General features: G+C 26.3%; 14 protein-coding genes. All 14 read right to left on the reverse strand.

Features of this window, described 5'->3' with window-relative positions; translation table 11 throughout:
• Positions 1-386: 386 nt before the first annotated feature.
• A complete protein-coding gene (locus tag BM027_RS01360) occupies positions 387-1721 on the reverse strand; it encodes a CCA tRNA nucleotidyltransferase (RefSeq protein ID WP_090088060.1) in 1335 nt (444 codons plus the stop codon).
• Between the two features lie 250 nt (positions 1722-1971).
• Complete coding sequence (locus tag BM027_RS01365; RefSeq protein ID WP_090088063.1) at positions 1972-2868, reverse strand: MurR/RpiR family transcriptional regulator; 897 nt, start codon at positions 2866-2868, stop codon at positions 1972-1974.
• Positions 2869-3023: 155 nt separating this feature from the next.
• Positions 3024-3734: a pseudouridine synthase gene (locus tag BM027_RS01370; protein ID WP_090088066.1), complete on the reverse strand. Its 711-nt coding sequence runs from the start codon at positions 3732-3734 to the stop codon at positions 3024-3026.
• Between the two features lie 779 nt (positions 3735-4513).
• Positions 4514-4783, reverse strand: coding sequence for a ground-like protein (locus tag BM027_RS01375; protein ID WP_090088068.1), 270 nt, complete (start codon positions 4781-4783; stop codon positions 4514-4516).
• Positions 4784-4942: 159 nt separating this feature from the next.
• Positions 4943-5992 (reverse strand): hypothetical protein, encoded by a 1050-nt coding sequence (locus tag BM027_RS01380; protein ID WP_090088070.1) that lies wholly within the window; start codon positions 5990-5992, stop codon positions 4943-4945.
• A complete protein-coding gene (locus BM027_RS01385) occupies positions 5973-6869 on the reverse strand; it encodes an ABC transporter ATP-binding protein (protein WP_090088073.1) in 897 nt (298 codons plus the stop codon). The genes BM027_RS01380 and BM027_RS01385 overlap by 20 nt, the downstream gene beginning before the upstream one ends.
• The gene (locus BM027_RS01390) at positions 6866-7252 is read right to left on the reverse strand and encodes a GntR family transcriptional regulator (RefSeq protein WP_090088075.1); all 387 of its coding nucleotides are present in this window, start codon (positions 7250-7252) and stop codon (positions 6866-6868) included. The genes BM027_RS01385 and BM027_RS01390 overlap by 4 nt, the downstream gene beginning before the upstream one ends.
• A complete protein-coding gene (locus BM027_RS01395) occupies positions 7239-7787 on the reverse strand; it encodes a hypothetical protein (RefSeq protein ID WP_090088077.1) in 549 nt (182 codons plus the stop codon). Before BM027_RS01395 ends, BM027_RS01390 begins: the two co-directional genes overlap by 14 nt.
• 480 nt (positions 7788-8267) lie before the next feature.
• Positions 8268-8930 carry an amino acid ABC transporter permease gene (locus BM027_RS01400; RefSeq protein ID WP_423230309.1) on the reverse strand — a complete coding sequence of 221 codons (663 nt, stop codon included), beginning with the start codon at positions 8928-8930 and terminating at the stop codon, positions 8268-8270.
• 12 nt (positions 8931-8942) lie between these two features.
• Positions 8943-9725: a transporter substrate-binding domain-containing protein gene (locus BM027_RS01405; RefSeq protein WP_090088166.1), complete on the reverse strand. Its 783-nt coding sequence runs from the start codon at positions 9723-9725 to the stop codon at positions 8943-8945.
• A 337-nt stretch (positions 9726-10062) separates the two neighbouring features.
• Positions 10063-10605 carry a UDP-4-amino-4,6-dideoxy-N-acetyl-beta-L-altrosamine N-acetyltransferase gene (gene pseH, locus BM027_RS01410; protein WP_090088081.1) on the reverse strand — a complete coding sequence of 181 codons (543 nt, stop codon included), beginning with the start codon at positions 10603-10605 and terminating at the stop codon, positions 10063-10065.
• A gap of 187 nt (positions 10606-10792) precedes the next feature.
• The gene (locus tag BM027_RS01415; protein WP_090088084.1) at positions 10793-12415 is read right to left on the reverse strand and encodes a motility associated factor glycosyltransferase family protein; all 1623 of its coding nucleotides are present in this window, start codon (positions 12413-12415) and stop codon (positions 10793-10795) included.
• Positions 12416-12451: 36 nt separating this feature from the next.
• On the reverse strand, positions 12452-12742 hold the full coding sequence (locus BM027_RS01420; RefSeq protein ID WP_090088086.1) for a carboxypeptidase regulatory-like domain-containing protein: 291 nt from the start codon (positions 12740-12742) through the stop codon (positions 12452-12454).
• Positions 12729-12938, reverse strand: a complete 210-nt coding sequence (locus tag BM027_RS01425) for a hypothetical protein (protein WP_090088088.1) — start codon at positions 12936-12938, stop codon at positions 12729-12731. Before BM027_RS01425 ends, BM027_RS01420 begins: the two co-directional genes overlap by 14 nt.
• Positions 12939-12945: the final 7 nt, after the last annotated feature.

Consider the following 12945-nt stretch of genomic DNA (forward strand, 5'->3'; position numbering starts at 1 on the left):
TGATCCTCCTTAAATAATTTAAATTTCATGTTAATTTTACCATATTTTATTGGTTGATAGAAAATGTAATCCCTTTAGACATATAAAAGAAAATAAACTAGTATACTGATTTGTTACTTTTTTAAATATGCCTTATTCTTATACTAAAATACAAATCTTACAAAACTATCCTCTAAATTCTTAAGAATTTCGAAAGAAAAAACTTACTTAAAATTATTTAGATATAATTTTAAGTAAGTTTTAATACTTTTTATGAAATTTATCATAAATTATATACCTAAGACCATTAAAAAATAACAGATAGTATATTGGAACTATCTGTTATTTCATATGACTACTTTTACACCAAAACTTAATACGAATTTTAAGAATCACTTGATAAATTTTCAGGACATCAACTTGTTTTTTGCAATTTTTAATAATATCTCTTTATTATTTAAATTTGGAGTTTCTATAACTAAATCTAATAAATAATTTAATATTTGCCCTATCTCTTTTCCTTTATTAAAGCCTATGTTTATTAAATCTTGCCCGTTAATTTCCAAATCTTTTAAATTAACGCACTCACTTTGTTCTATTATATCATTTAACTTGTTTTCTACATTAACTAGATTTAATATCCTATCTTTTTCATATATAGGATTTTGAGCTAATACATCTGCTCTTTGTACTTTTATTAAATCTCTTAATAAATCTTCCCCTATTTTGTTTAACATCCTCTTTACTGATAATTTAGTTTTTAAAGTACTATCATGATACTTTATTAAAGTAGTAACCTTATTTATTGTATCATTATCATATTTTAAATCTTTTAAAGCTTTTTCTGCCATTAGTACTGATTCTTTAGCATGACCATAAAAGTGAGAAATATTATTTTCATCACTAGTTTTTGTTTTTAATTTTCCTAAATCATGCAATAACATGGTTAATTTTAAGTATAATTTGTTTTCTATTAATTTTGTAGATAACAGTGTATGTTCATATAAGTTATAGATATGATATGGATTATTCTGTTCAAAATCATAAGTCTTATTAATATAAGGTATAATGTACTCTAATAAGCCCGTTTCTTTTAAGACTTCAATACTTTTGGTATTGCTTACTAACATCTTATTAAATTCTTCTCTAATTCTTTCTTTTGATATATTTTTAATATTATCTTTTAAAGTTCTTATAGAAAGTAGTGTATCATTTGAAATATCAAAATCTAATTGAGCTGAAAACCTAATAGCTCTTAACATTCTTAATGCATCTTCACAAAATCTTTTTTTAGGCTCTCCAACTGTTTTTATTATTTTACTCTTTAAATCTTCTACTCCATTAAAATAATCCACCAATCCATCTTGTTCGTTATAGGCCATTGCATTAATTGAAAAATCCCGTCTAGCCAAGTCTTCTTTTAAATTAGATACAAATTCAACTTGCTTTGGATGCCTATTGTCTTCATATTCTCCATCATTCCTATAAGTTGTAACCTCATATCCTTCTTTACCTATCATAACTGTAACTGTTCCATGTTTAATTCCAGTTAAGATTACTTTTTTAAATAATTCTATAACTTCATCTGGTTTAGCCTTAGTGGTTATATCCCAATCCTTAGGGGATTTTCCTAAAACACTATCTCTAACACAACCGCCAACTATATAAGCTTCATATCCATTATTTATTAAAGTATCAAGTACAAGCTTAACATCTTTAGGTATATTAATTTTAAAATTCATTTATATTATCCCCTTCATAAATTTTAATCATATTCATCAGATTTAAATTTATATTTATTTTCGAGAATTTACTTAAATCATTCACTTAATTTAAAATAACATTTCTTATCTAATTATAAATTATGTTCTGTTTTAAAACCGCGTTAATAAAACCTAAATTATAAATATTAAAAAAGTCTCAAAGAAAATTATATAAACATTCTCTTTAAGACTCTTTACTATTTATATTAAATAAATACTTTCGGCATAATCAATCATCTGCTACATTTCTATTATTATAAGAATATACATTGTATCCCTTCCATATTTGTTCTAGATTTCCAAATATATTTGAAATACTTTCTTTTTCTCTCATTCCAACCGCAATAATTAATGCATTTATTACAGATAAAGGTGCTACTAGAGAATCTACAAATGATGCCATATTGCTTTGAGCTATCAACGCATAATCAGATTTAGATGCTAAAGGTGAAAGTAAACTATCTGTTATTGCAACAACCTTTGCTTTTCTCTCTTGAGCAAAATCTAATACATCAATAGTTTTAGCTGCATATCTTGGAAAGCCTATTCCAATCACTAAGTCATTTTCTCCTATATTTATCATCTGTTCAAAAATATCTGAAATACCATAACTTACAGTTCTTACATTCTGTAAAATTATATTTAAATAAAATCCTAAAAATTCGGCTAAAGCAGTTGAGCTTCTAAGTCCTATTATGTATATTCTTTCTGCTTCAAATATACTTTTAACAACATCCTCAAATACATTGTGATTTATTTTTTCCAAAGTAGCTCTTATATTTTCCATATCTGCTTTAAGTACACCTTTTAAAGCATCACCATCAGTAAAATAATCATTTTGAAGTTCTAATCTTTGAACAGTTGTTAATTTATTTTTTATAAGTTCTTGAAGTGCTTTTTGAAGTTTTGGATATCCTGAAAACCCTAATTCATTTGCAAATCTTACAACTGTTGACTCAGATACTCCAACTGACACTCCAAGCTTTGCTGCTGTCATAAAAGCTGCTTTATCATAATTTTTTAATATATATTCAGCTATTAACTTTTGACCTTTACTCAATCTAGTAAATTTAACTTGAATTAATCTCATAAGGTCTTTACTATTTTCATTATTTATATCATCCATGTTTTATCACCCTATCGTTCCATATTGAATTATTCCCATATAGATTCTATCATCTTATCATAATATATTCAACAAATAAGTGGGACTTTTAGAAATAAAAAAGCTAATTTTGCAAGATGATTTTTTTTTACATTCATTTGCTAACTCATATTTGTTTATAATCTATTTATATAATTAAGCTCTTCTGAATTTAATTCTCTCCATTCTCCCTTTTTTAAATACTTTAGTTTTATATCTCCAATAGAAATTCTGTTTAAACCTACTACTTCATATCCTATTGCAGCAAACATCTTTCTTATTTGTCTATTCTTACCTTCATGAATTGAAACTTCTACTGTAGACATGCCTCTATCATAACTTAAAACCTTAATATCTGCTGGAGCTGTTTTATATCCACCAATATCTATTCCAGTATTAAATAATTTAATATCTTTCTCTAATACTTCTCCTTTAACTAAAGCTACATACTTCTTTATAAGTTCTTCCCTTGGGTGAATTATCTTATTATATATATCCCCATCATTAGTTAATATTATCAATCCTGAACTATCATAGTCCAGTCTTCCTATAGGATATATTCTCTCTTTAACATTAACTATATCTAAAATTGTCTTTCTTCCTTTTTCATCTTTAACTGAGGTTATATATCCTTCTGGCTTATTCAGCATAATATATACTTTGTTTTCTTCCTTAGTTATTATCTCCCCTTTATATTCAACTTTATCTTTTAAAGGATCTACTTTTATTCCAAGTTCACTTACTAAACTTCCATTAACCTTAACTTCTCCGCCTAGTATTATTTCTTCACATTTTCTTCTTGAAGCTACTCCGCAGCTTGCCATGTATTTTTGTAATCTTTCTTCCATAAATTTAATCACTCCATAAATTTTCTTATTCTTGACCATATATTTTATCATAATTATTTTTTAGGTTATGTTTTAAAATAGTGTTTATATTACAATATCAACATTTCCTTAAAACATAGCCCTTTTTTAAGATGCCTTGACTATATCTATTGTATTAATAAATATACCATAGTTTTAATAATAGTGGATATTAAATTAGGCTATGTTTTAAAATAATGTTGATATTTTAATATAAAGGCGAACTGGCATTGAAATTTGCTTTATAGAACTCTTAAGTGAAAATCAAAATTTTATATTTTGTTTTTGAACTTACTCAGCGAATGTACATGAGTCGAGTTTCCTTGAATATTTGTACTATTAATTGCTTGTCACAATCTTTGATTGGGAGCATGCATTAATAGGACTAATATTTATTTTAGAGTTCTTAAAGTGAATTCCTCTGTCCATGAGCTTTATATTATAATATCAACATTCACTTAAAACAGAGCCTTAAATTAAAATTTTAACAGCATTAAAGTATAAACAGAGTTCTCTGTTTCAGATTGGATTTTGACTACATCTGAAGCTTAGAACTCGTTATATATGGGCATAGTAACTCTTATCTTCATCTTTTAGGACATTTAGTGTTAGAGTCAGTAGCTATCGGAGAAATATAAGCTTTGTATTTTGAGACATATTCTTATAAAAGGAATAGAGGCATAAAAATGCCCCTATTCTTCACAACAAAGTAACTTTGCAGTTATATGCCTCTATCATTCTATTTCTTCTTAACTTAGTTTTTACCAGAAACCTCCGCATCCGCCACCAAAGCCTCTGCCACATCCACCGAAGCCGAAAAGAAGTAATATCCAGATCCAGCTAAAGCCTCCGCATCCGCCACCAAAGCCTCCGCCGCCAAAACCTCCGCATCCGCCACCAAAGCCTCCGCATCCGCCATTATTACAGCAAGGATTACAGCAAGGGTTACAGCAGCTGTTATTATTACAGCATCTATTACTGCATCTATTACAGCAGTCGCATTTACAACATTCACAACAATGTCTTGACATGTTTACCAACTCCTATTCTTAAGTTTAATATATATTATTCATAAATCACTTTTTGTGTTCTTTAGTTTATAAATAAAACTAAACTTAGTCTTAGGAGTTTTTTAAATAATTACTAGTCAATATGCGATGTGTATTGGACTGTTACTTTTTTTCATATGCTTAAGTTATTTTTTTTATTATTCTTTTTATTATTTTATATGATATTATACTCGCAATAGTTATAAAACTTATATCTGATAATAAAAGTATAGATATATCTTTTAAAGGTAAAGAAGCATTAAATCTATTTGAATTATATAAAATATGATTTTGAAAATCTGATAATACTATTAAATCTGCAAACATACTTATAATAATGGCTGAATATATACTTATTACATTTTGACTCCATTTAGATGAGAAAAGTCTATTGTTTGTTTCAAATCCACATTTTCTTTGCAATATTCTTAATACAATTAACATTATTGCTATTATAACTAAAAGTATTATACAATATATAAAGAAATTTTTTAAACGTACATTAATTCTACTATAATCTTCATTAAAAATAAGGAATTTATTTTTTATATAATTTATATTATTTATATATTTATCTACATCAAGTACATTCCGAAATACTCTAAAAATCCAATCTATCTTGTGCAATATTAATAAAAATGAAAAAAACATGAATCCCATAGATAAAGCAATTACTGATGCATTTGAAAATAAAGAGTCCACTATAAGTATAAACAGTATGCCAATTATACCTAAAAGAAATATCTTTATGCTTTCGATTAAAATAATAGTTGAATATCCATTAATTATTGTAAAAGATTCACTATGCCTTATATAAAAAGTAATAGCTATATAAATATAAGTAATTATAAATAGTACTAAGGTAATTAAAAAACATATTAGTTCATTGCTTCTAATTTGCTTTTTTGTATAAGGTCCACTAAGTAAAAACATATTCATATTTCTTTTATTTACACCCAATACTATAAAATATATGCTTAAAAAAATAACTCCAAGGATTACATAGCTAGGTAAATATGCTCCTCTAAACCCATCTCCATCCAATAATGATATATCCCCCATAGTCTGATAATATTGATCGTTCAAAATTTCATTTGCAATAAATCCCCAAATCATAATTCCTATTAATATTGGGACCTTTGCTGTATTAAACCATTGATACATTAATGCTTTATTTAAATATCTCTTCATCATTCTCCTCCTTATCCACCTTATAAATAAAGATATCTTCTAAGCTAAGATCAACTTCTTCTATAAAAAGTGGATTGAACTTTTTAAGGGATTCTAAAAACTCATCATCAAATTCATCAGTTATTATTGTAAATACTCGTCCAACTTTAGAAATCTTAAATATACCTTTTAAGTTTAAATCCTCTTCATAAACAGGTTGGTCAAAGGCAACTTGTACTTTTTTAATCTTATTTTTCATATTATCTATTGAATTTTCATAAGAAACTATTCCTTCTTCTAATATGGCTACTTCATCACATATTCTTTCTAGTTCATTTAAATGATGAGAACTTATTATAATTGTTGTATCATTTTCTGAAACCTCATTTAAAAATATGTTTAATAATTTATTCTTTAATATTGGATCTAATCCAGATGTTGGTTCATCTAAAATTAAGTACTTTGATTTTATTGAAAAAGCTAACATTATTGAAAGCCTCATTTTCATACCTTTTGACAACTGAAAAACAAGCTTAGTTAAAGGTATTTTAAAAACATTATTTAATTTATTAAATTTCACTTGATCAAAACTTGGATATGCATATTTATAATATTTTAAAACATCTTTTATTTTAAAATTGTAAAAAAACGTATTTTCATCAGCTACAAATCCAATTTGAGATTTAACAATTGGATTATCATAAACTACATTTCCATCATATTTTATATCACCTATAGTTGGAAGATAAATTCCTGTTAAACATCTAATTAAAGTAGTCTTGCCAGCTCCATTAGGTCCTATGAGTCCAAATATTTTACCTTTATTTATTTTTAAGTTAATATCCTTTAAAATATGTTTACCATCTATCTCAAAGGATAAATTATTTACTTCGATCATACTTTTTCACTCCTAATCTCAGAAAATATTTGTTTTACTATATTTATAAACTCCTCTTTATCTATTCCTGAATAGCTTGCCTCAAGTATAATTGTCTTTAATACTTCCCTTATATACTCCATCTTTTTTTCATCCACACTACCTTTATAATTAGCTGTTATAAAAGTTCCCTTTCCCCTTAAAGTTTCAATAATTCCCTCTCTTTCAAGATTCCCATAAGCTTTACTTATTGTATTAGGGTTTATAGTTAATAATACTGCCATTTCTCTAACTGAAGGCAACTTTTCTCCAGACTTTAGTGCGCCTTTTAAAATCAGCTCTTTTATTCTAAATTCTATCTGCTTATATATAGGTGTACTACTTCTTGGATCAACCCTCAACATTCGTTTCACCTTCTTCTGCATTGCTTGGATTGTGCTCTACAATATAATCAATAACAAAACCCTCACCTTCATCGACAATTACAAAATCAAAAATTATATTTCCTTCTTTGTCACCGTGTTTAGAATGCCTATATCCTCCATCGTACTTAACATTAGCTAATACCCTAACCGGTTCCATTATTGTCTTTTTATTAGATTTCACTAAACTATTTGATTTAATTATATAATCATCTAAAATAGATTTTTTTTGTTTTTCATTTAGTTCTTTTACTTCTTTTAAATTAAAGTCTAAATAATTTATCTGAGAATTACTTATTCTTTTTCTTTTTGAAAGACACTCTTTAAGTTCATTTGTTTCAGAAAAAACTCCCTTTTCATCGAGTGCAATAATCACATTATTATCTAACTGCTGTAAAACTTCTGATGAACTATTAAACTTCTTTTGTTTTTTATAAATATTATCTGAACTTATACATAATAACGAAGTTCCAACAATAAACACACCTAAAATAACTATTACTGTTGATTTTTTCATTTAAATATACCCCCTCTATTAAATAAAAACATTTACAAAGTATCAAGTGTACTATATCATATAGTACACTATTATTATAAAAATAACTAAGGATTTAATCAACCATAGAATCCTTAGTTATTTCTTAATATTTTCTTAATGTATAAAAATTTACCTATTTTTCAATGTCCGCTTTACAAAAATATCAACACTCTGCTAAAACATAGCCTTATTTTTAAATTTATATAATTAAAATAAGGACTTCTAAAAGCATTTAAGGCATATTAAAATAAATAACAAGTAAATCAGCTAGTCTATTTTGAGTCATACTGTGTCGATAAAATCAACCCATAGCTTGCTATGCGTTAATTTCATCTCCTTGTCTGACTCAAAATATACGTCGCATCTTTGACTTGTTATTTTCTTTAATATGCCTAACTTTTAAAAATCCTTACAAATATATTATTGTAATTTTAATAATTTTTGATTTTAGACATCTTATTAGGCTTTAATTCCATAAGATAATTTCTTTTCTACAAGCTTTGAAATTAAACTTAAAACAGTTATAAGAATTAAATACATTAATGCTACCATTGCATATAACTCAAACGTCTTATAATTTCTTGCAATTATTATTTGACCGCTTTGTGTAAGTTCTCTTATTCCAATTACTGATAGAATAGATGTATCCTTAACTGTAATTATAAATTGATTTAGTATTGAAGGTATCATTATCTTAAATGCTTGTGGTAGAACTATAAGAACCATAGCTTTAGGATAATTTAATCCTAAACTTCTTGCAGCTTCCATTTGTCCATTATCTACCGCAAGTATTCCACCTCTAAATATTTCAGATAAATATGCACCAGCATTTAAACTTAATACAAGTATTCCTGCTTTTATAGGATCAAATCTCATTGCAAATAATGCACCTAACCCAAAATATAAGAATAATCCTTGCACAATTAAAGGAGTCCCTCTAATTAAATATGTATATACAGTAGATATTCCTCTAAGTATTTTATTTTTAGATATACCTAATAATCCTATTATTACTCCAATTACACACGCTATAATTATTGAAAATATAGCTAACTTTAATGTCACAGCTAACCCAGTCAATAGACTTGGTAAGCTTTCTTTAAACAAACTTAAGAACATAATTTACTACCCTTCCTAGCCAACATATTGATTAACTATTTTATCGTATTCCCCATTTTCCTTAATTTTCTTTAGACCTTCGTTAAATTTATCTAATAATTCTTTGTTTTTACCCTTTGCAACTGCAAATCCATAATTAACAGTAGTAACCTTATCTCCAGCAAGTTTTAATACCTTTGGATTATCTAATTTGATTTTGTAAGCTATTACAGGATAATCTTCTAAAGCAAAATCAGTATTTCCATTTTGAACTGCTAAGCACATTGAAGGTGAATCTTCAAAATGTTTTACATCTAATCCTAATTTTTCTGCATTATCTAAAGCATATTTTTCTCCAGCAGTACCTTTTTTAACTGCAACTGTCTTACCTTGTAAATCCTTTTCTCCATTTATAGTCGTGTTATTAGTAGAAACAAATATTGATAAACCAGAATCAAAATATTCATTTGAAAAGTCTAAAACTTCTTTTCTTTCATCTGTAATACTAATACCAGCGATTGCTCCGTCTAATTGATTTGAAGTAAGTCCAGGAATAATCCCATTAAAATCCATTGGTTTTAATTCATATTTAAAGCCTTCTTCTTTTGATATTGCGTCTAAAAGTTCAACATCAATTCCTTTATAAGTTCCATTTTCTTCGAATGAGAATGGTGCAAATTTTGCATCACATGCAATTATATATTTTCCACTTTCACCTTTTGCTGAATCATCAGCCTTTTTAGTAGTACTACCACAACCTACTAGGAATACGCCTAATAAACTTGTAACAGCTATACTTTTGATTAATTTTTTCATCATGCTTCTTTTCATTAAAATGACCTCCTAAACTTTAATTTGATTATGTAACCTTTAACCCATTGGTTTCTCTCAAAAGCCTAATATACCAAAAAAAGCCCACTAAATTTATTCAAATTAATCTAAATTCAGAAAGCTCCATTGCTTTTATTTTGTTTTAAATAACTTACTGTACTTGTATTTTAACGTCTAAATAACAAATTGTCAATATTTTATCACTTTTTTTAAATAATTTAGGCTTTTTTGAAAATATTTACACACTTTTAGCTACTTATACTGAGTTATTTTGATAAAACATTAATTATTAATATAAAAATTCATATAATAGTCTAGTCTTTACTTATGATATTACTACTTTTTCAAAACTATAATTATCCTTTATTTTATCCCACTTTTCCTTAGTTATTCCCAAAACCACAACATCATGAAACCTTCCATTTTTGTAAATATGTTGTTTGAATATTCCTTCTACTTCTGAACCCATTTTCTTATGTATATTAATTGCATGCTTATTAAATTCCATTAAATCACACCATACTTTATTAAACTTAATGTGTTCAAATACATACTCATAGACATTGTATTCAACAATTGGAGCAATCCCAATTCCTCTAAAATTTAAATCTCCTATATAATACTCCCAACTACACCTTTTATTAAAAAAATCTATGTGATTTAAATTTACAATTCCTATCTTATCTCCATCTTTATTCAATGTCCAATATCTACATTTCTTATCATTAGTTATTTTTTTAAACCAGTCTAATTGCTTTTCCAAAGTTAATTTTGGATCTGTATACATATATTTTGTAACTTCTTCTTTCATTCTCCATTCCATTATTTGTGGTAAATCTTGAATGGTTATTCTTTCAAAACTAATCATAAATTTACTCCATTTAATCAATTATTTTTTAATATGAATCTGAATCTGATTTTAGAACAATATCAACACGGTTTTAAAACATATCCATTTTTTTAAATATGCCTTAATTAAATATGCCTTAATTAAATACTAAAGCTCAGATGGAGTTCTTTAGTCATAAAAACTGTTCTTCATCTGAGCCTTAGTGTTACTTTGTATTAATTTCTTCTATAGTTTTAGTATATAAATTTTTAACTTCTATTAACATTTTTCTTAATTCACTGAAATATTTTTTAAAGACATCACTTTGATAAATTATGTCTGCAGATAATTCATTATATTTCACTGCTGGCATTCTAAAATATTTTTCCTTTATATCAAATAAAAAGGTTTCAAAATATCCTTTAAAATATAAATTTTTCGGAGATTTAACAAAATCATCTACTATTTCTAATATTTCTCCAAGCATCTCCACAGCTTTCTCAAATGATTCCTTTCTTTGTAATATGGTTTCACAACTTATTATTGCTTCTTCACATTTTATTAGTACTGAATCAATATACTCAATAATATCTTTAAATACTATTTTTTCATCTATTTTAATTGGTTCTTTATTCCCTATAGAACTTTTTATAATTTTAAATTTATTACTTTTTAAAATATCTTCTAATTCCTTATGAATTGTACCCTCTATCTTTGCACCATAAGAACAATTTATAAATTTACTATTCATTTCACTTAAGCAAGACTTTATATAAAACTCCATATTTTTTTTATACATAAGCAATAAGTTATCAGTTAATATTGAATTTCCAAATACATCTTCAGTTTCAATAGCAGTTTTCTCATTATAATTTTTATCTGTATCTAGAGAAGAATTTAATGAATGATGTTTTCCAAAAGTATAAGCAAAGTCTTGTCCTACAAATATTATAGGATTACAACCAAGTAATATTGCAGTATCTACACTACTGTGTGCAACTGATCCTCCAACAAAAAACGTTCTTATATTTTCTAGTTTTTCTATATTTTTAAGAACTCCTTGAGTAGTATATACCTTGCTTCCGTTATATTCTCTAACTAACTTTTTATTACTTTGTTCACAAAACATTAAAGGAACATCAATATCTTTATATTTCTTTAGCATAGTATACGTTATTTCCTGAGGATCTATTGATACTATTAAATCAGGCTTTATTCCATTTTCAATTAAAGGCTTTAACGTTCTATTTCCTGCTACAATAAAAAACTTATTTAACTTGTCCTTAAATTTAACCAAATTTTCAATATTTTTATCTAATGATGGTCCTGCTGATACAATTATAGCTGGAACCCCTTTATTACTCATAAAATAATCATCAATAGGGGTAGATTCTTTAAGCACATTAATTACTGAAATAAGATTTTCTAAAGATATCTTTTTAAATTCTGTAGATGTGCTCATAAATACTGCCAATCTATAATAGGTATCATCTACAAAATTTATAAAAGCATCATAATCACTAGGATACGCCTTCGAATAATTATTATAATCATGAACATATAAATTAATGAAATTCCTATAATGTACCTCTTCACTTAATATTCTTTCAAACTCATCACTATTATTTTTAGTAAAATGTACTAAAGTAATATTAGTGTCCTTTATTACTTTACTATATTTTTTATAAATGCCTTTATTAGGCTCTATTATAAAAATCTTATTTCTCTCACAGGTAACTTTTTTTAATTCCTCTATATATTCACCTTCTCCAATACCAAATATAAATATTAAAGAATCAAATTTCAAATCATCAAGTTCTGCTAATAGTTTGTCTACTTTCTCTTCCATAGAAACTCCCTTTTCAATTAAATACTAAAATTTATTTTATACTGAACTATATATATTAAACTCATAATAAGCATTAAAATTACATTTAATAGCCACACTAAAATCTCCTTTGGCATCGGTAAAAGTACAGCCAAGTATTTTCTTAATAGTTGTTACTTCTACAATTTCTATACAAGCTCCAACTGATGGAGATCCATCAGGATTTTTAACCGTGCCTTTAACTAAAGTACTTTTTACCTTCTTTAGTATAACCTTAACATGAACTATTTTATTTTTGCACAAACATCTACCAGGTATAACTATTTTATTTTTATTACTTACTTTCATCTTTCTTCACATCTTCAGTTTCTACTAATGCATCCTCATCACCTGACTTTTTTACAGTTATATTCATAACTATATTTTGACTTTCCATCATTTCCTCTGCACTTACTGTATTGCTACTCTCTTTTCCATTAACAGTAACTGCTGAGACATCTAATTTCTTATATTTACTTTTATCAAACTCTTTTAACTCATCCATATTTATC

The organism is Clostridium uliginosum, from assembly GCF_900112485.1.
Taxonomy (GTDB): Bacteria; Bacillota; Clostridia; order Clostridiales; family Clostridiaceae; genus Clostridium; species Clostridium uliginosum.